The organism is Undibacterium sp. Ji42W (assembly GCF_049340405.1).
GTDB lineage: Bacteria > Pseudomonadota > Gammaproteobacteria > Burkholderiales > Burkholderiaceae_D > Undibacterium.
Genome location: NZ_JBMPOV010000003.1, coordinates 329,604 through 349,495, shown reverse-complemented (window position 1 = coordinate 349,495; position 19,892 = coordinate 329,604). Strand labels below are relative to the sequence as shown.

Annotated in this window: 19 protein-coding genes, 1 tRNA gene and 1 pseudogene; 14 read left to right on the top strand and 7 right to left on the bottom strand. The window is 50.5% G+C overall.

The window, feature by feature from the left end:
* Positions 1-7 precede the first annotated feature (7 nt).
* Positions 8-1,084 carry a hypothetical protein gene (locus ACO0LG_RS07850; RefSeq protein ID WP_423025012.1) on the bottom strand — a complete coding sequence of 359 codons (1,077 nt, stop codon included), beginning with the start codon at positions 1,082-1,084 and terminating at the stop codon, positions 8-10.
* Positions 1,085-1,590: 506 nt separating this feature from the next.
* On the opposite strand from ACO0LG_RS07850, the pseudogene ACO0LG_RS07845 reads away from it, so the two are divergent.
* From ACO0LG_RS07845 to ACO0LG_RS07835, 3 genes and pseudogenes are all read left to right on the top strand, one after another.
* Positions 1,591-1,971: pseudogene (locus ACO0LG_RS07845) on the top strand (NADAR family protein); the annotation flags it as partial.
* Between the two features lie 25 nt (positions 1,972-1,996).
* Positions 1,997-2,254 carry a helix-turn-helix domain-containing protein gene (locus ACO0LG_RS07840; RefSeq protein WP_423025010.1) on the top strand — a complete coding sequence of 86 codons (258 nt, stop codon included), beginning with the start codon at positions 1,997-1,999 and terminating at the stop codon, positions 2,252-2,254.
* 62 nt (positions 2,255-2,316) lie between these two features.
* Positions 2,317-2,682 (top strand): SHOCT domain-containing protein, encoded by a 366-nt coding sequence (locus ACO0LG_RS07835; RefSeq protein WP_423025008.1) that lies wholly within the window; start codon positions 2,317-2,319, stop codon positions 2,680-2,682.
* Between the two features lie 332 nt (positions 2,683-3,014).
* Here the strand turns inward: ACO0LG_RS07835 and ACO0LG_RS07830 are convergent, their stop codons facing one another.
* Positions 3,015-4,271, bottom strand: a complete 1,257-nt coding sequence (locus ACO0LG_RS07830) for a DUF4861 family protein (protein ID WP_423025006.1) — start codon at positions 4,269-4,271, stop codon at positions 3,015-3,017.
* A 37-nt stretch (positions 4,272-4,308) separates the two neighbouring features.
* Entirely contained in the window at positions 4,309-5,712 is a 1,404-nt protein-coding gene (locus tag ACO0LG_RS07825; RefSeq protein WP_423025004.1) for a glycoside hydrolase family 88/105 protein, read from the bottom strand.
* Positions 5,713-5,964: 252 nt separating this feature from the next.
* On the opposite strand from ACO0LG_RS07825, the gene ACO0LG_RS07820 reads away from it, so the two are divergent.
* Positions 5,965-6,981, top strand: a complete 1,017-nt coding sequence (locus ACO0LG_RS07820) for an alpha/beta fold hydrolase (RefSeq protein ID WP_423025002.1) — start codon at positions 5,965-5,967, stop codon at positions 6,979-6,981.
* Between the two features lie 322 nt (positions 6,982-7,303).
* Here ACO0LG_RS07820 and ACO0LG_RS07815 read toward each other — a convergent pair whose 3' ends face one another.
* On the bottom strand, positions 7,304-7,588 hold the full coding sequence (locus ACO0LG_RS07815; protein WP_423025000.1) for a hypothetical protein: 285 nt from the start codon (positions 7,586-7,588) through the stop codon (positions 7,304-7,306).
* Positions 7,589-7,739: 151 nt separating this feature from the next.
* Between ACO0LG_RS07815 and ACO0LG_RS07810 the strand changes: the two genes are divergently transcribed.
* Positions 7,740-8,153 carry a RidA family protein gene (locus ACO0LG_RS07810; RefSeq protein ID WP_423024998.1) on the top strand — a complete coding sequence of 138 codons (414 nt, stop codon included), beginning with the start codon at positions 7,740-7,742 and terminating at the stop codon, positions 8,151-8,153.
* 318 nt (positions 8,154-8,471) lie between these two features.
* Here the strand turns inward: ACO0LG_RS07810 and ACO0LG_RS07805 are convergent, their stop codons facing one another.
* Positions 8,472-9,335: a hypothetical protein gene (locus ACO0LG_RS07805; RefSeq protein WP_423024996.1), complete on the bottom strand. Its 864-nt coding sequence runs from the start codon at positions 9,333-9,335 to the stop codon at positions 8,472-8,474.
* A 406-nt stretch (positions 9,336-9,741) separates the two neighbouring features.
* Here ACO0LG_RS07805 and ACO0LG_RS07800 point away from each other — a divergent pair.
* From ACO0LG_RS07800 to ACO0LG_RS07785, 4 genes are all read left to right on the top strand, one after another.
* Positions 9,742-9,815 (top strand) — tRNA-Gly (locus ACO0LG_RS07800).
* A gap of 169 nt (positions 9,816-9,984) precedes the next feature.
* Positions 9,985-11,004 (top strand): ribonuclease T2 family protein, encoded by a 1,020-nt coding sequence (locus ACO0LG_RS07795; RefSeq protein WP_423024994.1) that lies wholly within the window; start codon positions 9,985-9,987, stop codon positions 11,002-11,004.
* A gap of 224 nt (positions 11,005-11,228) precedes the next feature.
* On the top strand, positions 11,229-12,446 hold the full coding sequence (locus tag ACO0LG_RS07790) for a hypothetical protein (protein WP_423024992.1): 1,218 nt from the start codon (positions 11,229-11,231) through the stop codon (positions 12,444-12,446).
* A gap of 160 nt (positions 12,447-12,606) precedes the next feature.
* Positions 12,607-12,936, top strand: a complete 330-nt coding sequence (locus ACO0LG_RS07785; RefSeq protein ID WP_423024990.1) for a hypothetical protein — start codon at positions 12,607-12,609, stop codon at positions 12,934-12,936.
* Between the two features lie 57 nt (positions 12,937-12,993).
* Here the strand turns inward: ACO0LG_RS07785 and ACO0LG_RS07780 are convergent, their stop codons facing one another.
* Complete coding sequence (locus ACO0LG_RS07780; RefSeq protein WP_423024988.1) at positions 12,994-13,893, bottom strand: substrate-binding periplasmic protein; 900 nt, start codon at positions 13,891-13,893, stop codon at positions 12,994-12,996.
* Positions 13,894-14,276: 383 nt separating this feature from the next.
* On the opposite strand from ACO0LG_RS07780, the gene ACO0LG_RS07775 reads away from it, so the two are divergent.
* From ACO0LG_RS07775 to ACO0LG_RS07765, 3 genes are all read left to right on the top strand, one after another.
* On the top strand, positions 14,277-15,170 hold the full coding sequence (locus ACO0LG_RS07775; RefSeq protein ID WP_423024986.1) for a lysostaphin resistance A-like protein: 894 nt from the start codon (positions 14,277-14,279) through the stop codon (positions 15,168-15,170).
* Between the two features lie 419 nt (positions 15,171-15,589).
* The gene (locus tag ACO0LG_RS07770) at positions 15,590-16,810 is read left to right on the top strand and encodes a basic secretory protein-like protein (RefSeq protein WP_423024984.1); all 1,221 of its coding nucleotides are present in this window, start codon (positions 15,590-15,592) and stop codon (positions 16,808-16,810) included.
* 66 nt (positions 16,811-16,876) lie between these two features.
* Entirely contained in the window at positions 16,877-17,683 is an 807-nt protein-coding gene (locus ACO0LG_RS07765; protein WP_423024982.1) for a hypothetical protein, read from the top strand.
* A gap of 17 nt (positions 17,684-17,700) precedes the next feature.
* On the opposite strand, the gene ACO0LG_RS07760 is transcribed toward ACO0LG_RS07765, so the two are convergent.
* Complete coding sequence (locus ACO0LG_RS07760; RefSeq protein WP_423024980.1) at positions 17,701-18,255, bottom strand: carboxymuconolactone decarboxylase family protein; 555 nt, start codon at positions 18,253-18,255, stop codon at positions 17,701-17,703.
* A 137-nt stretch (positions 18,256-18,392) separates the two neighbouring features.
* On the opposite strand from ACO0LG_RS07760, the gene ACO0LG_RS07755 reads away from it, so the two are divergent.
* Complete coding sequence (locus tag ACO0LG_RS07755; RefSeq protein WP_423024978.1) at positions 18,393-18,740, top strand: winged helix-turn-helix transcriptional regulator; 348 nt, start codon at positions 18,393-18,395, stop codon at positions 18,738-18,740.
* A 20-nt stretch (positions 18,741-18,760) separates the two neighbouring features.
* Positions 18,761-19,870, top strand: coding sequence for a tetratricopeptide repeat protein (locus ACO0LG_RS07750; RefSeq protein ID WP_423024976.1), 1,110 nt, complete (start codon positions 18,761-18,763; stop codon positions 19,868-19,870).
* Positions 19,871-19,892 lie beyond the last annotated feature (22 nt).

The window sequence follows — 19,892 nt, the reverse complement described above, 5'->3', positions numbered from 1 at the left end:
TCAAATATCATTTGGTGATATTCGCAGTAGGTGAAACAGAGCCTAATTTGCTTTTTGGCGGTGTGGCCTCCTCAACTTTATTGTCATCAGGTTTCTTTGCCGCCGCTTTCATGGTGGTGATTTTAGTTGCCCATGCCTGAGTAAGCGCCTTGGGGAAAAGCAAGAAGTAAGGGGCCACCAGTTTTTTTGCATCTGACACAGCTGCTGCATTCTTGGTTGAAACTGTTGTTATCTCTTTGAGATTTGCTGCCACTGCGCTGTCAGTGCTGGCATCATATTGATCACTTTGCAGCCAGTACAGATAAAAAACCTGGTCTTGTGTCAGTGTCTTCATGTTGACGCCAATGGCAAGCGCAGCCGTGGCAACGGTAGTTTGCCCATCTGGTGCGTTGCTGTTTGTGGCACTGCCTACAGCTTGATTTACCAGGGTGCGGATAGAGGCGGGCTGGCAATTGGATTCATATTGCTTGAGATAACTGATAGCCTGCCCATAGCTTAATTTGTTGTCTCCTATCGAGGTATTAATCTGGCTGGCGTTGGTCTCCATCATTTGCAGGACCAGTCGGCGTATCGAATCAATGTCTGGTGTATACAGGAAGGCCTCCTGGTAAGCATCTAATGAAGAAGTGGTAAATCCAAAAATTGCCCCGGTGTTGGCGATGGCTTTTGCTGACTGATTTGCCAACCCCATCGTTCCTTGGACGAGGCCGCCTACGATTGAGGTTTCTTTTCGCGCAAATGACAATGACTGCAAGGCTTTTCCAAGTGCATCAAAATAAACACCACAACGGTATTCAATGGCAGACATCCCTTCTGTCAGCAATTCCCGGTTTTTGCCAGAGTCTGAAGGATCACTTTTTGTTGCATCAATTGCTTTCGAATAGCCAACGTACGGATTGAGTGCAAAAACCTTGTTATCAATTGCCGCCTGATCAGAACGTTGCATCTTGAAGGTATTGTCAGGACTTTCAAAAATCGACACGGCAGGTGTTGTCGAATGGGGTGTTGCACAGCCAGATAATGCCGTGACACAAGCAATTGCACAATGCAGCTTGAAACGGAATAGTGTAAATCGGTTTTTCATTATTTTCCCCAGTAAGCTATGTAGTTGCTATTAGAAATATCAGAGATACTTCCCCTGATTCAATTGAGGTGCTCAACAAAACGGATTTATTGGCAGTGCCATTATGATAATTATTAATGTTTAATTGAAATATCAATAATACAATTATCAATATAAAAATGAAAATAGTCGCGAACTTGTAGCAGTCATGCATCAATGCCTTCAAATCTGTTTCAAACTGCAAATAAAGCACTACTCTATTCAATGGCAACGCGCAGAATATGATTGTGCAGCGATACAGAAACTCTTAAGTTCATGGCAGAACTAAGCTGAAATATGCTGTTTCCTCTGCCTTTTTTGAAAGTTGAAGTCTGCAGATACACAATGAGCCTTCGAAGGGCTATGAGCACCGCTCCATTGTGCGATAAGCGCCGCTCTATTTTCCGCTCAATAAACAGACTTATAAAAAACCCACATGGTAAATAAAAGCATTTTGGAAACGATCATTAAATTCTATTCGGCCGAAGATGAGTATGGGGAATTCTCCAACTTCGCTCGCTATTCCATCTCCATCAAAGGCAAGACCTGGCCTATTAGTGAACTGTAACAGTGGAAATCAAAGTGCTTGCCATGATGCGTCGGGCACATGTCCTTCACTCTCGATTTCACTGTTACAGTCCACTAGCGAACATTATTTCCAGGCGCAAAAATTTGTGGGTGCGACATATCGCGAAAAAATACGCAAAGCCAACACGCCTGCCATTGCAGCCCGCTTGGGACGTGCACGCACAGAAAAGCTACGCCCGGATTGGGAATGTGTCAAAGTGCAAGTCATGCGGGATGCGCTGATCGCGAAGTTCCAGCAGCATGAAGGTTTAAAAGCACAGCTGTTAAGCACAGGCGCTGCAAAAATAGTAGAAAATACAGGTAACGATGACTATTGGGGTTGTGGCAGCGATGGGCGAGGCAAGAATCCATCGCCACTTTCGCGCCATCACTTCACTGTCACCACTACAATTCCAGAAGCAATTACGCCTGATCGAGGCACGCCGCATGCTGATGGCAGAAGGTATGACAGCCAGCTGCGCCGCCTTTGCGGTAGGCTATGAAAGCGTGTCGCAATTCACACGCGAATATGGCCGTATGTTCGGTTTGCCACCGGTCAGGGATATGGAGGCTTCGAGAATTTAAGAAAATGAAATAGAATAATGAGCACTTATTCATTGATATTTTCAAGGTTCTGAAAAATTAAAATGAAAAAAATTACGCCTCTGATTTCTGTAATCGCATTATTGCTGGCAGGCTGCGTTGGCGCGCCCAAAGTTGATTTCGCCCACATAGACAGCGCTTGTGCGCAACAATGCTCAGCGAATCACAGTAGTTGCATGAGTGGCTTCAAGATATTTCCACTAGCAAATGAATCTGTCTGCAAGGCAGCCATGGAAACGTGCGCGCAGTCTTGTCCCAGGAAGGCAGAAGCAGAGAATCTGGTCAAGGCCAAACTGGCGCAGCCATCCACCGCTGACAGGCTCAAAGAAATTGATGCTCTGCTCAAAGATGGTTTGATCACCAAGGCTGAACACGAAGCGAAAAGACAGGAAATACTGAAGTCCATGTAATTTCTGAAGAAGTCTGCGAGCTGGGCATATCACCGTTCACGTAAAAATGAATCTGCTTATGCCACTTCTCACTTAGGTATTGCGGCGAAGCCATATTCAGCAGCGTCTGGTTCCCGGTATTTGGCACCGCCGATGAAAAATTCAAAGGTGTAGGCGCTGCCATAGCGATCAATCAACGGCATGGCAATTCCTGCGAAGAATCTACTCGCATTAAAAATTGATTCGCCAATCACGATAACCGTCCGTTGTTGTACCAAAGATGGTGCGTTACAGCATCCCCTGCAAGTCATTCACCGGCATCGAAACGATCTCTACCTGAGCCAATCGGAATGTCAAGGCTTACCCACAGCCACAATCTTGAGAGGATGCTGCATCCTCTCAGCATGCGCCTTGACATAGGCTTGCCATTTTTCATTGCTGTTATAGGGGCTGGCCCTTTCCCAAGCTGCGCCTACGTAATAGCGCAGTGGCTTGCCGGATGACACTGTCGCCACGATCATGTCATTGAGCTTGTCTTCTGCATAGCCTTCCGCGCCCGGCAAAATAATGGCCGTACCTATAGAGCCGTTGCTGGCCTGATCTACCCATTGTGTGATGGATGGCGTAGCCTGGTTTTTGCTCAGTTTGATGACGGGGTTCTGGCCCTTGTCTGTTGGCGTCTTGTTCAGGCCCAGTGCCACCTTCAGTTGTGCCGGGCCGCTGAAGGTGAAAGTGCTTTCCATCTGGTCAAACAAATGACCGGCATCGACCGTGAAACGTTTGACTTCAGAGACTTTGACGCCAGCCGCATCCCAGTTATCGTAATTGAGTTCAAACACAGTGCGTATGGGGCCGTTGGCGATGATTTTCCAGGTGGCATAATTGGCGCTGGTGTACAGGGTCTGGCCGTCCCAGATACCAGTGCCGCCGCAGCCGCGTGAACGGCCAACGTTGTACATGTCCATGCCCTCGCCTTCATCCTTGTGGTAATGGTCATGACCCTTGTTGTACCATCGATCGACAATGGGGTAAGACACGCGCTTGAACCAGATGTCGAGGCCACTGCTGCGCAAGACTTCTTTATTGCTGCCTGCCGGTGCGGGCGCTTCCAATGCCGGGCCATAGGTGCGATGCCCTATTTTGTCATTCTCCCAGGCGAAGTCGTCGAGACGTTCTGGTATGTAGCGGGCAAAGGCCTTGGTGTCAAATACGGGGATCAGCATATCGATTTTTTCTACGCTGAAGACTGCCTGTTTTTCGCCAGGAGCAAAATCATATTGGAAAATCAGTTCGCCATAAGCAACGCCTTCACCCTTGGGGTCTTTGGACAGAGGCGCAACATTGGTGACCTGGTGCGCCAGCACTTTGCCCTTGGCATCTTTGACGGCGATGCGTTGTATCAGCGCGCCTGGCAAGGCCTTGTTGACTTCTGACCAAGGCAGCGTGATGGTTTCGGATGGGCGCGCGGCATCAAGATCATGGCTGACCTGGATACTGAGTTTGTCGGCAGCGTGCACCGTTCCCGCACCAAACAGGCTGAACAAAACGAGAGGAAGTATCTGATAGCGCAGCGAGAGATGCAGAGCCTGTTTCATGGCGATGGATTTCATTGTTGGTGTCCTGTTGGTATCCGTAAGAGGTAAGGCATCAATGATGTTCGCGATAATCTGTCTTGCTGTTGCCAGCAGGCAGGTAGTGGTAGGTACGTACCTTGTGTTGAATTTCTATCGCCGGATTATTGAGCAATTTGATCATTTCAGCACCAGCCAGCAGCATGGGGCCATAGCCATGCAGGGCATCAACACTGGTGGGACGGTTGTAGTAATACACCTGGTCGCTGGCAAAGGTGGTGCCTACGCAAGTTCCTTCAACCTGGCCTTTGGCATTGATGCGCGGGTACAGGGCATTCCAGCCAGCCTGGGCAATGGAGCCATAGGTCGTCGGACTGATCCAGCCCTGGTTGATGGCGTGGGCAAACACATACACATACATGGCGCTGGCCGAGGTCTCAAGGTAAGAGTCATTACGGTCCAGCATCTGGTGCCACAGGCCCTGACCAGACTGCAACTCGGCTACGCCATTCAGGGTGGCACGCAGTTGCGCCAGCACTTTGGGGTAACCTGAATGATCCTTGGGCAGCACATCGAGCAGATCAGACATGGTCAGCACTGCCCAGCCATTGGCGCGCGCCCAGTAAAAACGCGGCGCGTCAGGGTTATTGGCATTCCAGCCGTGGGTGTAAATACCAGCCTGCTTGTTGAACAGATAGGCAGTCATCTGCAACACGTTTTTAACAGCATCATCAAAGTGGTTGCGGTCTTTGGTCAGGTGCCCTATTTCGGCCAGTGGCATGACGCCCATATACATATCGTCTGCCCACAAAGAAGATGCCTGCGGGCGCTTTCTGGCCAGCGTGCCGTCAGGCAGCCTGTATTGTTGTTTGGCCACAAAATTGCTGCACACCTTGATCATATTGCCGAGGTCAGGCCCAATATTGGCAAACTTTGCCCTGATCAATGCTGCGCACATGGAGCCAGCATCATCGAGCGAGCGCGGGTCCAGGAAGCGTGCAAAGCTGTTGGCGCGCTCAAGATGAAACTGCTTTTCTTGCGCATCAAAATAAGACATGGTCTTGGCAAAGAACTGAAAATGGCGCTCAGTCATGGCGGTGAATTTTTTGTCGCCAGTGACTTCTGCGGCCTTCATCAAACCTGCGTGCACCACGCCCATTTCATAGACCAGGATGCCAAAGTCACCCTTGCTAGGCTCAAAAATCGCATCGGCAACCGGGGGCTTGCTGAAGTCTGTGATCTCTGCACCCGTAGTTTTCTGGATCACGCGAGTAGGTGTGACTGATTCCATGTAGGCGCGTATGCGGTGCAGGGCTTCTGTAATTTCTGCCACGTCCGGTTTCTGGTAAGGCACGGGGTAAGTGCCCTCGCCTGCATCCTTGAGATCTTTATTGTCCCTATTGCGGTAGCCGCCATCAGCATAGGCCGTGCCACACAAAAACAAGGATGCGATGACCGTGGTCAATAAGCTTTTGGTCATTAAGTTTTTAATGAGGATAGAACTTGATTTCATGTGCGCCTGCCTGGAAGAATTGTTGAGTTGTCTCGTCTGCGTTTTTATTGAACTAATAGTTTGATGCGATATTATTTTCCTTAATTGGTCAGACCATTCTAAATTGGTCTGTCCAATAATGCAATGTGGACTAGCCGCTTATTCTATGATTATGCGATAATTCTTGCGCTTGCCTGCTACGGACAAGCAGTATTGACATAAACATATGAGGAGCAGTGCTTGAAGCCAGCCACCATCACCCCGTTTGCTTCTGTATGCATGGCAGCAAGCCTGCTCACGGCATGCGCAAAACCTGCCCAGCCAACGCCTGCAGACAATGCCTATACAGCCGGGAACACCTATAAAAAGCTGGCGAGCACTTACCCATACATCCACATCGCCAGCAAGCAGCCACCTGCAACTGTCAGGGTCTTGCGCAATATCAGCTATGTCAGTAATCAGGGCCAAGCCCTGCAACTGGATGTGTTCATGCCAGCCCGCAGCAACAGCCCGGCCTTGTCGGGCATAGTCCTCGTGCATGGCGGCGGCTGGCGCTCAGGCACACGCGACAACCTTGCCCCCATGGCGATACGGCTGGCAGAACGCGGCTATGTTGCTGCCGCCATCAGCTACCGCTTGTCAGATGCAGCGCGCTACCCTGCCGCCGTCCATGACGTGAAGGCGGCGATACGCTGGCTGCGAACGCATGCGGTTGAATACCAGCTAGACCCCAAATACATTGCCGTGGCCGGTGGCTCGGCAGGCGGCCAGATCGCCGCCCTGGTGGGTGTCACCAATGACAGGCCAGAGTTTGACCCGCAGACACAGCCCGGTGCCATTTCCAGCGCTGTGCAAGCCATCATCAATATTGATGGCCTGTCTGACTTTACGTCAGAAGAAGCGCGCAAGTATGAAGACGACCCACGCAAGCAGCCATCTGCGGCGAGTGCCTGGTTTGGTGGTACTTATGCAGAAATGCCTGAAGTATGGAAAGAGGCATCGCCACTAACACATGTCGGCAAAAATACGCCGCCTATCCTGTTCATAGGCAGTGCACAAAAGCGCTTCAGTCTGGGTCGGAATGAGATGGTGGAGAAATTAAATGCCCTTGGCATCGCCAATCAGACCGTGCTGCTACCGGACACACCGCACAGCTTCTGGCTGTTTGATCCTTGGCTGGGGACAACTGTCGAGGCGATGACTGAATTTTTGGAAAGTCAATTTGGCACGATAAAACTATCTGAAGAGCTCAGATAAACCTGCATCAAACCTGAGTGATCAAACGAACCCCATCCCTCACCCTGCCTCTCCCTTGAAGGGAGAGGAGATTACGGCAAATTCATGTGCGATAAAATATCTGTCATTGCCAGAACCCATCCACAGGGAATGCCCGACAATGCCGAATCAAAGCCGTGACGTAGAGCACATTGTAATGCGCCGCATGGGAACATCCCACTTCCAAATCGATGCAGAAGATGGTCACCAGCAGCAGGGTGCGCCATGCGCAACACTCCCGCAAATACTTCACAAACATCAAATCAACAGCCGGTGCGGATGGCGCACCCTGCCAATTCAAGTTTCAGCTCGGTGCCTGCCCATCTGCCACCTTGCCCATGTCCTGTATGTTCTGCGGCGTATAACCAGCTTTGATCAGTGCCTGGTTCAAGGTCTTGCGCAAATAGGCGAGGTCAAATTCTGTCTGCGCCAGGTTCAGCCCCGGTTCAACGATCTGGCCTGAGCGCAGCATAGGCGCACCTGTGCTTTTATCCCATTGCAGCAGGTTGTGATTTTCATTTGGATCAGCATCGAGGTTATACAATTCCCACAGGGTACTCGTGGGATTTTGCGGTTTCCAGTAACGCACGAGTTTCCATGGTTTCTCAAAATACGATTGTATGTGGTTGGGTTGTACGACCGGGCCAAATGCTGCTTGTATCGCTTACAAACCTGCCTTGATGGTGAAGCGCAGCCCGTTCCTCTAAACTCTCTACATATTTATTCAACAGAGAGCTCATATGACAATCAAAAAAATCACCCCTGCCACGCTGTATGACGGTGCGCCATTCGGTATGTCACAGGCTACAATTGACACCGACAGCGGCCTGGCTTTGATCTCAGGCCAGGTCGCTTGGAATAGCAGCTATCAGGTCAAACATAAAGACATCGCAGCGCAAGCAGAAGGAGCAATCAAAAACCTGCTGACTGTGCTGGAAACAGCAAATTCCTCGGTCGCCAATATCCTGCAACTACGCATCTATATCTATGTCAGGGGCGAACTCGCCGATCACATGGAAAAAGTCGTGCCTGTGTTGCTTGACAATTTGGGCACGTCACGCCCGGCATTAACCGGCATCGGTGTCGCGTCTTTGGCGACTGTGGATACGCTGATAGAGATTGAAGCAGTGGCAAAGTTGAATTCTTCGCAGTGATCAGCGAATAGCCTGAAGCTGTCACATGCGCACATTGTCAGCGCCAGAAAAATGTGCGTAGTCTACATGAAATTATGTAATGAAAAATATTGCGGCACAATGACCAAGGTTTAAATTTGACTGAAGTTTCATGTATCAATTGAACATGGCATGCAATATTTAAGAGGTAATTCTTCATTTCAAGGATGCAGTACTTTAAATATCTGTACTGCTTTATCTCGCTACATTTGCAGGACTACGTTGTACAAGATCAGGTTTGACCTGGTACCCGGAGAGCGATGACCGGCTGCATCCAGCACATCGCTTATCACTTGTTTTTTAATCTGAAACCAAGGACAATTTCTGCTGGAATTCTACAAGCAATGATTCAATAGTTCGTTTATATGAGAGCTCCACGGCCCTGCTGAATTCCGTACCTGAAAATAACAGGCTGATCAATTTTTCAAAGTTGGCAGGCTGCGAATCGTGTAGATAGTGAACAAACAATGCGCTCACTCTATATAAAATCCAATTCGCCCGGCCAGCCTTGCTCACCGCATCACCTGCGTCTTTGCTATGAAACCAATAATCAATAGAGCCAGATTGAAATCTCTGTTTTTCTTCTAGACTGAATTGATGGAAAACATCTTTTTCATCGGTGTAAGCAGCCCCTCCGTTTGCAACAAAAACAGCTAAGCCCTCTCTGAACCAGAGCGGAATGTTTTCAACAGACGCCTTTTCACCCAAGTGGGTATAAAAAATGTAATGGGTCAGTTCGTGCGTAGTCAGCTCGATGAGCGACGAATGGCCACTGCTGAATGCCCCCGGTGATAAGAACAGCTTCCCCCAATAGACAGCACCTCTAACATTTGTCGACAAGAAAACATATTCATTGAATGTTTCTTGGGTAGCGCAGACGTAGACCTCTATTGGTTTTTTAAATTCTGATTTAAGAAGATGCTCTACACTGCTTTGGCTGCTTTGCAATATTTTTTGTAAGGCAATGGCATTTGACTTTGAGTTCCCCTCATATCGGATCCGAGGGTCAGCGGAGAGTACGATGAAGTTATCCGTCGACTTAAATTTTGCCCTCACAGCTTTTAATAACATTGGCTGATTTAACAATGCTGCTGCCGCTAAACAGGATGCAATAATAAATATAAACAGAGAGAATTTTACAATTTTTGATTTGATTTTTTTCAATCAGGGCTCGCCATTAAGTGCTGAATATCAGTAAAAAACTCGCAACAACTGCTTTGCGCGCCCCTGCTATTGGCCGATTGCTATCGCATCCTGGCTCTCGTTGGAGCACTGATGACACATAATCGTTCCGGCTTAAGCCGCCCTTGGTTAAAACAAATCATAAAGCTAAGTGTATATTCGATCTGGCTCTATTTTTTCATTCAGAGAAGAAAAAAGTATCTTATACATCCCCTGTTGAACACATGCAAAGCTGTGTCAGGATTGATAATGGTATCTATTGGAATTTCATGTTTCTTTGTTGTGAAAACAAATACGTCCATATGAAAGCGGCCATCACATTTTCCATCACACCTGCCATCTAGTGAAGTTGTCAACACCCTTGAAACCCGCGTAGAATGTGGAGATCGCGGGTGTAGTTTAATGGCAGAACGGCAGCTTCCCAAGCTTCATACGAGGGTTCGATTCCCTTCACCCGCTCCAGTTGCTCTCACTGTTTTTTTGATTAAGGTTGCCAAGACAACTCTCATCAGGGCTCTATTTAGATAAAATTTTCTCTCGATAAGCTCAGCATTCGACCACGAAAGTAGCAAAAGCTTGGTGAATTGTTTGAATTAATGTCCAAATATCTGCACAAACAAGGCTGTAAAAAATGACTCAAGCACAAAGAACGATCATCCTATCATTCCTAATCGTCTCTGTAAGTATTTCCTCCTACGCCAGCGAACCCGTGAATGGCAGCTTCACCGCCAGCAAATCTTGTGAACTGTACTCGTCTTTCAACAAGCAAAGTAACCCTGGTACTGTGCATACAGTAGTCGGCAGGAGCTATGCGGTGAAGGAGATCAACAAGCCTGGCGACTATGCCTGGTTGCGGGTGGATGTGGATGGAGCCAATCCTAATTTGCGCTGGGTGGCGCGGGACTGTGGTACGGCTATGCTGGACCAGGTGCCGCAAGACAATCCGCCAGCAGGCCGGGCCAAGGCGAATCGGGAAGCTGACCGCCAAACCATGTGCAGCACACCTAATCTTGAAGACAGCTATGTGCTGGCGATCACCTGGCAGCCGGGCTTTTGCGAACACTTTGCCTATCGCGGCAAGAAGCCTGAATGTGATGCCATCAACAGTGGCAAACTGAAGATCAATAACCTGACTCTGCATGGTCTGTGGCCAAATAAAAAAGAATGCGGCATCAATTACGGCAGTTGTTCTACCGAGCCCATGAAGCTGTCTTCAGACACGGTAAAACGCATCGCCAAGTGGATGCCTAACTTTCAGTTTGAAAACAAGTTTGGTGAATATGAATGGAGCAAGCATGGCACTTGCCAGGCACGCGATGCGGATACTTATTTCAAGACTGCTGCTGCAGCCGTCGAGGAAGTCAATAATTCAGCAGTAGGCAAGTTCATTCTGGATCATGCGGGAAAATCTTTCGCGGTGAAAGATTTTTTTGAAATGCTCAAGAAACAGGAAGGCGAAAAAATCGCGCAAAACTTCATGCTCAGTTGCGCCGATGGTAAATACCTGCAAGAGATACGCCTGAAGTTGCCCACGAATTTTGAGACGGGCAAAGGCCTGGCAAAACTGGTTGGCGATGCGGAGGGATTTAACCGCCAGACCGACAAGTGTGACAATGAAATTATTGTCGAAACGAGTGGACGGGGGCGGTGATCATTGTGCAGGATGCGCCATGTCCACCGTTTCCTTATGTATGTGAGTTTGACGAGGGTGCGCCCTACGTCACCTTGGATTGACAGCACAATAAAATCAGATTTCGCCGCTGAGGTTATCATAAGGAAATAGACGGCGCGATAGTTGCATTCTGTTGCGCACTTTATTGTTTGGTGGTTTCTTGAAGACAAGACAATATCATTACTTAAGCAGACAGGAAATTCATGGGATTCTTCGATTTATTCAAGTCCAAGCCATCGACGCATAAATTTGCCCAGATCGTCATCAAGTATGCCCGCAACCAGGGCATAGCCCAGACCATGCATTTTGATGAGGCAGAGTTCCGTCTGGTGGTTGGTGAAAATGGTTCGCACATCCTGAACCTGCACAATGCCTACCGTGATTACTGTGCTGCGGCCAAAAGCCAGCGCGACCATGTGCTGCTGAAATACACCGCAGGCCTGCAAGTGAATGGCATACCCGACGATTTTGCCAGTGCCAGCAAACACCTGATGCCCAGTCTCAAACCCTGCGGCCAGGGTGAATACCTGCGCCTGACTTCGCTGATGCAGGACAAGCCCATGTCTTATCAGCAGGCTGCCCTGCCCTTTGGCGACGATGCCATGCTGATGCTGGCCTACGATACCGAGCATTCGATGGCACTGGTCAACCAGAGCAATTATGAAAGCTGGAATATCAGCCTGGAAGATGCCTTGAAAGTGGCACTGGATAATTTGCGTGACCGCACTGAAGACAAGTTTGTCAATCTTGGTGAAGGTGTCGTCGCCGGGGTGTGGGAAGATGCCTATGACTCTTCACGCATACTGTTGCCTGACCTGATTTACCGCGCCGGTTGCGGCAGTGACCCGGTATTGATGGTGCCCACCCGTGGCAGGTTATTGCTCTGCAACGCCAATTCCAGCACCTCGCAATTAGCGATGCTGGAGCATGCACAATCCTGCATGGAGCAGGAAGGCCGGGTAGTCTCAGCTGGCATGTACAAGCTCAGGGATGGCAAAGCCGTTAGCTATCTGCCTGAGAATGCTGATGTGCTTGATCGCCTGAAGAACTTGCAGACCGCGCAAAGAGCAGAAGATTATAGCTCGCAAAAAGAATTGCTCGAAGCCCTGCATGACAAGACTGGGGAAGATATTTTTGTCGCCAGCTATACCGTCCTCAAGAACAATGATACCGACAAGCTGACTTCACTCTCGACCTGGACCCAGGGCGTCGTATCGCTGCTGCCCAAAACCGACCTGGTCGCCATGGTGATCCCCGGCAGCCAGGAGGGTGAATACACCAGCAAGATCCTGAGTTGGAATGACTTGTGCAGCACAGCGGGTGAGCTCATGCAAAAGACGGAAGGTTATCCAGAACGCTATCTGGTGACAGGGTTCCCGGCGCAAGACAAGTTGGATGCGGCGACGGAATCGACTTTGTAAGACAGCGTATAAGCGTTTTATGGATCATGGCAATTTGCAGGGTGCATAGTGCGCATCGATAGATTTGCCATGTAGCGATAAACGGTGCGCACGGCGCACCCTGGCTTATGCAATTTAACCAGCTTTCATATTTCATTTTTGCTGAAGTTCCTCTATGAAAATGTATATCCTCGTCAAAGATGACGTCCCTCTTGGCTTTGCAATGGTGGCGGTGGCCCATGCCTCCCTGGCGGGCTATTTGCGCTTTCAGGATACCCCTGAAGTCAAAGCATGGCTGGCCGGGCCATTTTTTAAGGCGGTATGCCGTGTCAATGTCAAAGAATTTGAGAATGCCAAACTGGTTGAAGATCACGTAGTGCTGACAGAATCCGCACTTGATCACCGGGAAGTCGCGATTGTATTCAAGCCGCGAGAAGAATGGCCGAAGATGTTCAAGTTTTTGAAACTGTACCGAGATTTGCCTGTGCAAGAAACCGTGGGTAAGCTTTGAGAGGTGCGCACGGCGCACCTTACCCCAATTTTTCAGCAATAAGAGTGTCGTTGCTTCTCACGGTTTAAACCACAACTCCGGCCTGTTCAACGGCATCTTTTCCGTGCTCAGCAAGGGGTTGCGCAAGCTGATGATGGTGCGCGATTTGAGGTTGATGTTTTTGATCGTGGCTTGCTGGTAGCGCTGGAATATTTTTTCAAAGCTGCCATTCTTGATCATTTCTTCCAGGCCGTTCCGTATGTCTTCTGCCATTTTGGGTTCGCGTGGGCTGACAAAAAAGTATAGGGCCGATGGATAATACAGGGCAATGTATTTGTCGATGACCAGTTTTTGGCCTGGGCGGCCATTGAGTTCTACCTGCACTTCAAAAACAGAACGCGGGAAATAATCAAAGCGCCCTGCCTTGAGCATATTGAACAGGGGTTCATAGGATGCCGAGGTTTTTAGCGGCAGGCCATTGCTTTTCAATATAGGCCCATCAGGCCAGTCCAGTTCTTGCCCGGCAGTGAAGGCGGCCAGGTCCTTGAGGTTTTTGACGTCCTTGAAAATATTTGCATTCGCTGCCGTTAGCAGGGCGATGCGCCAGCCTATCAGGCCCTTGTCGATGGGGATGCGGATGGGAATAAGCTGCGCCTCCCTTTCATCTGTCGTCATGGTCCAGAGAACATCGACATTCCCCTGCGCCGAGCTCAGTTCATAAATACTGCGCGCCTGTTGCATGGGTGCCTCGCTGGCTTGCAACTGATAAGGCTGGCCACTGACCTTGATCGCCTGTTTTAATATTTCCAGTACATAGTCACTATGTGGATCAAGTTGGGCAGACAAACGTGGATAGCGTATGAGCTTGCCCGTATTGCTGGTGGCATTAATGGAATTGCCGGGAGCATCACTGGCGTGCGCAGGGTACAGGCAACCCATGGTCATCCATAGCAGTGTCAGCAGTCTGAGCAATTTCATCTGATGTCCTGGATAAAAAGATTTTCGGCAGCGCCCGTGCATCATTAAAGTGTAATGCGCGCTGCCCTGTCTGTGTCAGGAATCCGCTGGTCAACTGCAACTTAATCCTCAGGATTGGCAGGAAGCAGACAAAATACAGGGATTTTCAATAAACGGCATGACTGGCCGCCGGGTAGCAGATTGATAGGCACTCAATCCCGAGCTTGCTTTTTATCGCCGTATTTTCCCATTCAATCCCTGTTTTTTACACTTGGTCTTATCGTGGATGTAAATAGTTTGTCATCTGTTTATAGTGCCAGCCAGTCATCCATGAACGCATTACTGTGTATTGCTGGGCGTGGCCGACGCGGACTATACTCACAACAAAATCCATGGGGATATTTATGACCACAGCAGAAATCAACGCCAGCCTGGACAAGCCAGTCTGGCATCAAAAACTTTTGCAATTTACCATCGTCAAATTCCTGCTGGCGGTACTCATCGTCGGTGGCGTGCAATTTGTTTCCCGCAAAGCCATGTCACATTTCCTCGCCGGGCCGGACTGGGTCATGTTCAGGAATATGGCAGCCATGGTGCTTGGCTTGCTAAGCTACGCTTTCTATGTGCGCCTTATAGAAAAGCGCAAGCCAACGGAGCTGGCACTATTCTCTGCCTGGAAAGAATGGCTGATCGGCCTGGTGCTGGGCGCCATGCTGTTTGTACTGGTGCTGGGCAGTTTGTCCTTGCTGGGCGTGTTTCATGTCGATGGCTATAATGACCCCAGGCTGATGCTCAAATACCTGCCCATCTTTGTGGTGGTAGCGGTCATGGAAGAGCTGTTTTTTCGCGCCATGATCTTTCGCATGATGGAAGAATCCCTGGGTAGTGCCGTCGCCATCCTGATCTCTGCCCTGGCCTTTGGTTTTGCCCATGCATCCAACCCGGGTGCTACCGTCTTCAGTTCGGTGGCGATTGCACTGGAAGCGGGTATCGCATTCGGTGCTGCCTATATGCTGACACGTCGCCTGGCGCTGTGTATCGCCATGCATTTTTCCTGGAATTTTACCCAAGGCGCGGTGTTTTCTGTCGCAGTATCCGGCACAGACAGCAAAGGCTGGCTGCAAACCCATATGACGGGTTCTGAATGGCTCAGCGGTGGCGCTTTTGGGGCGGAAGCGTCAGTGCTGGCAGTTTTTCTGGCGACCTTGATGGGTGTCGTATTCCTGTACCTGGCCTGGAAGAAGGGTGAAGTCAAATCAGGTTTCTGGAAAAAATCGCGTCAGCTTGCGGCGGCATGATCTCTGTTCTGCATTAAGTCTCCAGCCCCAGCGCTATAGTGCTCCAAATAGTTTTGCATCGCGGTCATTTCATCATGCAGCCTGTGGATGAAATGACCGACCTTGGCAGTTGTGCTGCTGGCGGTGACGATGCGGTAGCAATAGCGCGAACTCAGTCCTGCCGATTGCAGCACATGCAGACGACATGGCTGTCATTTTGTGCAAAGTCATGTGGATTGCCCAATCGGCCATAGCTTTGCGGAATAGGTATCCGGCTCTCTTGCTTGCCAGGCGGTGATGTACAAATACCGTGCCAGTGGAATGATCTTGTGTAGCGCAGGATGCTCTGTTATCAATTAAGTATAAGCTCGCACCAAGACGTTAATCTGATTTTTTTCTTATAGAATGCTGACATATTCAACAACTCTTGAATGGTCCTCATGCGAACTTTCCTGATTCTCACAGTGATGGCAACCGGCATCAACCTGTTGATCAACTTGCCCGCTATCGCCAGTGAACCAGGTAAGTTGCCTGCACAGATGCAACTGACCCGCATAGCAGCCGACAAATGGCGTGCAGACTACAGTTTTAGCGAAGCGATCTCCCGGTTCAGCATGCCTGCCGCTGGCGACTACCGCAGCACCGCCTGGAAGCCACTGACAACAGGTGTGCACTATCAGGCTGAGCCATCTGCCCAGCCTGATCAGCCGATCGACAGTTATATCCTGGCGCAGCCTGCGCGCCAGCTCAGTTTTGAAATCACCTCTTACAACGGCTTTGCACAAAAAAACTATTCGCCGAACAATCGCTACAGTAATGGGGGTGCCGGCATCTACATGGGATTTTTTGACGGTGATGTGCAAGAAGGCGGCAAGACACGCGGCATGAATTTGACAGTCAGCTACCAGGGCCTGCCTGGCGAGACTGTCATACCCCCACCAAGCTTCTCCGATGCAGAACGGAGCTTGCGTGCCTATGCTTATTTCGGGCCACAAAAACCCGTCCTTGCAGGTGCGGCCAAACTGGTGCTGGACCCGGCGACACCTGAATGGCTGGCCAGACTTATTCTCGACACTACCAGTACCATGTCTGCCTATTTTTCCAGCAATTACCAGCGCCCTCTTTTGCGTGAACTGGTGTTGATGATTTCTGTCACTGATACGAGCAGTCCGGGTTTCTCCATGAAAGGTGGTGCGACGAACGGGCAAATCACTTTCCGCCTCAGCGGCAAAGCCATGCTCAACGAACATCCTGCGATACGCCACCTGGTACAAAAACTGGTCGCCCATGAAATGGCACATATCTGGCAAGAAAATGTCAGCCAGGGTGGCATAGGTGACGAACCAGCCTGGATACATGAAGGCGGCGCGGAAGCGATGGCAATCGAAGCGCTTAAAAACACAGGTATATGGACAGCAGAAGAAGCTGTCACTTATCAGACAAACGCCAGCGCCACCTGCAAAAAAATCACCAGCCAGAGTGATCCCTACCATTATGCCTACGCATGTGGCTTGCAAAAATTCATGGCCCTGAATGTGGATATCCCTTTGCTATGGCGCAGCCTGATCAGCGAAACAGGGCAAAGCGGCCAGCCTTACAGTGAAGCGATGCTGGTCAGCGTCAGCCAGCGTTTGCGCAATAATCCAAGTGTGAGCAAATGAAAATCTGTTTTTGCTGGCGCGACCAAATCGTTGCTATAAGACCTTGAACAGACCCGCAGGAGATATATGCCCGCTATCACCCACCAGCAAGCCCTCGACAGACTGGCCGCCCACCAACTGGTACAAGTCATTGAAGATGATGTCGCCAGCCTGACGTCAACTGCCATGAGCTATGCCAAACATGATCAGCATCTGACCGTGGCTGGCTATGTCTTGCCCAGACTGCTGGCGCGCTGGAATTGTGTGCTCAACGCCAGCAATGATGAAGCCACGCCCTTATACAGAGACAAGACTGTACTTGCATTGGCCTTGCTCTTGCACAAGCACGGCATGACTGAAACGGCCATTACCAAACGTGCATTGCAGGCTATAGACAACTTGAACGCAGCAGTGGCACTCAGCGATGCTTTTTTTCGGAATACCGATGCCATCAAGGCTTTGCTGAACACCCCTGCCCTGGCGTTGAAAAAGCGGCCATCGACCAGAGACAGCCTGACCTTCCTGCGTGCACAAGATGTGGTTGCCATCCAGCTTGAACAGTACTATTACGCCGCCTATGTGCATGAAATCTCGGGCTTTAATGAATACCCCATCATCGAATTTTACCGGGCGCGTTTTGAACACAGGCCAGACATGGCCGCCTTGCAGGGATGCGCTGCGCAGGGTGAAACCTACAATGATGGCAAGACGCGCATTTCATTACATGCAGTCTGCGGCATGCGCCACGTACCAGACCCTGCTAACCAGTTCCACTTGATTGCCACGGGCATCACTGACCAACCTGACCAGAGCCAACTGGGTGCGTCAGTCGGCCTGCATACCATCAGCAACTTGTTTCAGTTGCAAGGAGTGATGCGAAAGACTGGCGTATGAGGCAGCACAAATGATGTTCATCGGTACTGCTCAAAGCGCGCGGCGAAAGTTTCCAGCTCTATTCTTGCGGCATTGGTGACGAAGGACACGGTGTGATAGCTGCCAACCAGGCTGATGATTTCCAGTAGCTGCGCCTGGCTGAAATGCTGTTCCAGCTTCGCCCATAGAATGTCTGTGATGCTTGACATTTCATGCAATTCATCGACGGCTTTGAGCAATAACAATTCACAGGCCGACAAAGTACTTGATACTGGCGCATCGCTGAGCGTGGCAGCAATGTCTTGCTCGCTCAATCCGGCCCTGTCGGCAAACAAGGTGACATGTACACCCCATTCATATTCCGAACCGCAGCGGGCACAGGTGCGCAAGATGAGCAGCTCGCGTTCCCGCAGGGATATCTCGCCCTTATCCAGCAGATTGCCGGCAAACATGCGCAGCAAGACACGCTTGTTGTGCGCCTGGGTACGGAATAACGTCAAGGGTGGCATGCCGGGTGGCATGATGCGTGCAAAAGCCTGGCCCACGTCGAGGTCATATGGCGGCTCCAGCGGGGCAATTCTTGGCATGCTCATGGTCTTCTCCTGAAAAAATCGCAATGAAATAGGGGCCAATGCCAACAAGGCATTACCCGGTGTTAAAATCCATAAACCGCTACGCTATCAGTAGCAAACAGCATATCGCTACATTTAATGTAGCGCAAGGAGAAAATATGACGGCACCAAAACCAGGGCAGGCAGTGCGGGGATCGCAGACTGGCCGCCCCATCATGGCCCTGCTGGATTTGCTGGGCCGCCGCTGGACTTTGCGCATGATCTGGGAATTGCAGGGCGAGCAGCTGAGTTTTCGTGAATTGCGTGATCGTTGCGACGCCATGTCGCCCACCGTGCTCAACCAGCGTCTGCGTGAACTGCGCGAAACCCGCATCGTCGAGATGGGTACTGCTGGCGGTTACAGCCTCAGCCCATCAGGCTTGAACCTGGTCAGAGCAATGCTGCCCCTGCTGGCCTGGTCAGAAGAGTGGCAGCAGATGCTGGACGATAACCTGGAGCAGCGCTGATTTCACCTGCACAGAGCAAGATGAATTACACTACCACCCTCAATAGCAAACCTGAGCCGTACGCCCGCAAGCCTATCTCATCATCCATGTACAAATCCACACTCATCGCTACCCTGCTCTGCTCTCTGCTCTCAGCCCATGCTCTGACTGCCAATGCCGTCACCGCACCGGCCAAACCTGCTGCCGCAGCTACACCGGATGTGGGAGCGGCAGCCTTCAGAGAGGGTAATTTTTCTCTGGCCTTCCAGGACTGGAGTACCAGGGCAGCTAGTGGCGAAGCCGCAGCCCAGCATAACCTGGGCACCCTGTACATGAGTGGCAAAGGGCCGGACAAGGATGAGGCCAAGGCCATGGAATGGTTCGGTAAGGCCGCTGCTTCTGGCTATGCCAGTTCACAATTCAACCTGGCAGAAGGTTATCGCCTTGGCATAGGTGTAGAAAAAGACATGGCGCAAGCCATCTCCTGGTATCAGAAAGCTGCTGCGCAAGGTCTGGCCAGCGCCCAGGTCACCCTGGGTATCTGCCATGAAATGGGTCTGGGTGTGCCCAAGGATATGGAGCAGGCCAACAAGTTGTACAGGGCCGCTGCTGACCAGCAAGATGCAGAGGGCCAGTTCCGTCTGGCACGCATCTTTGCCCTGGGCCTGGGTACTGAGGTCGATCAACGTGTTGCCAATATTTATGCAGCACAGGCAGCCGGCCAAGGCCACCCTCAGGCATTGACTTATCTGGCTACCCAATACCTGTCGGGTGCCAGCATGCCACGCGATGTCAATCTTGCCATCCACCTGCTGGCGCAGGCTGCCCGCCAGGGCCATGCACGGGCGTTTGCCTGGTTGGGCAATGTCTATAGTGAAGGCAATGGCATTGCCGCCGACCTACCCCGCGCCTACCTGTATTTCTCTATCGCCGACAGGCTCGATACCAACAAGGAAATGCAGGACATGCCCAACAAACAAAAACTGGGTCTGGCCTTCCGCCTGAAGACAGAAGAAATACAGCAAGCCATGACACTGGCCAGCGAATGGAAGCTCGGCAACCTGCCGCCGAGGCTGGTCTTGCCTGTCTTGAACACGAATCAAGCCAAACCCGAGATTTATCGGGGTGAAGTTTATTATCTAAAAAACTAAGCAAAAATTTTCCAGATAGATC

What these genes read in the sequence shown, in the direction of transcription:
- ACO0LG_RS07850 (WP_423025012.1), bottom strand. Translation starts at nt 1,084, where the DNA reads ATGAAAAACCGATTTACACTATTCCGTTTCAAGCTGCATTGTGCAATT.
- ACO0LG_RS07840 (WP_423025010.1), top strand. Translation starts at nt 1,997, where the DNA reads ATGACTATTGGGGTTGTGGCAGCGATGGGCGAGGCAAGAATCCATCGC.
- ACO0LG_RS07835 (WP_423025008.1), top strand. Translation starts at nt 2,317, where the DNA reads ATGAAAAAAATTACGCCTCTGATTTCTGTAATCGCATTATTGCTGGCA.
- ACO0LG_RS07830 (WP_423025006.1), bottom strand. Translation starts at nt 4,271, where the DNA reads ATGAAATCCATCGCCATGAAACAGGCTCTGCATCTCTCGCTGCGCTAT.
- ACO0LG_RS07825 (WP_423025004.1), bottom strand. Translation starts at nt 5,712, where the DNA reads ATGACCAAAAGCTTATTGACCACGGTCATCGCATCCTTGTTTTTGTGT.
- ACO0LG_RS07810 (WP_423024998.1), top strand. Translation starts at nt 7,740, where the DNA reads ATGACAATCAAAAAAATCACCCCTGCCACGCTGTATGACGGTGCGCCA.
- ACO0LG_RS07795 (WP_423024994.1), top strand. Translation starts at nt 9,985, where the DNA reads ATGACTCAAGCACAAAGAACGATCATCCTATCATTCCTAATCGTCTCT.
- ACO0LG_RS07790 (WP_423024992.1), top strand. Translation starts at nt 11,229, where the DNA reads ATGGGATTCTTCGATTTATTCAAGTCCAAGCCATCGACGCATAAATTT.
- ACO0LG_RS07785 (WP_423024990.1), top strand. Translation starts at nt 12,607, where the DNA reads ATGTATATCCTCGTCAAAGATGACGTCCCTCTTGGCTTTGCAATGGTG.
- ACO0LG_RS07780 (WP_423024988.1), bottom strand. Translation starts at nt 13,893, where the DNA reads ATGAAATTGCTCAGACTGCTGACACTGCTATGGATGACCATGGGTTGC.
- ACO0LG_RS07775 (WP_423024986.1), top strand. Translation starts at nt 14,277, where the DNA reads ATGACCACAGCAGAAATCAACGCCAGCCTGGACAAGCCAGTCTGGCAT.
- ACO0LG_RS07770 (WP_423024984.1), top strand. Translation starts at nt 15,590, where the DNA reads ATGCGAACTTTCCTGATTCTCACAGTGATGGCAACCGGCATCAACCTG.
- ACO0LG_RS07765 (WP_423024982.1), top strand. Translation starts at nt 16,877, where the DNA reads ATGCCCGCTATCACCCACCAGCAAGCCCTCGACAGACTGGCCGCCCAC.
- ACO0LG_RS07760 (WP_423024980.1), bottom strand. Translation starts at nt 18,255, where the DNA reads ATGAGCATGCCAAGAATTGCCCCGCTGGAGCCGCCATATGACCTCGAC.
- ACO0LG_RS07755 (WP_423024978.1), top strand. Translation starts at nt 18,393, where the DNA reads ATGACGGCACCAAAACCAGGGCAGGCAGTGCGGGGATCGCAGACTGGC.
- ACO0LG_RS07750 (WP_423024976.1), top strand. Translation starts at nt 18,761, where the DNA reads ATGAATTACACTACCACCCTCAATAGCAAACCTGAGCCGTACGCCCGC.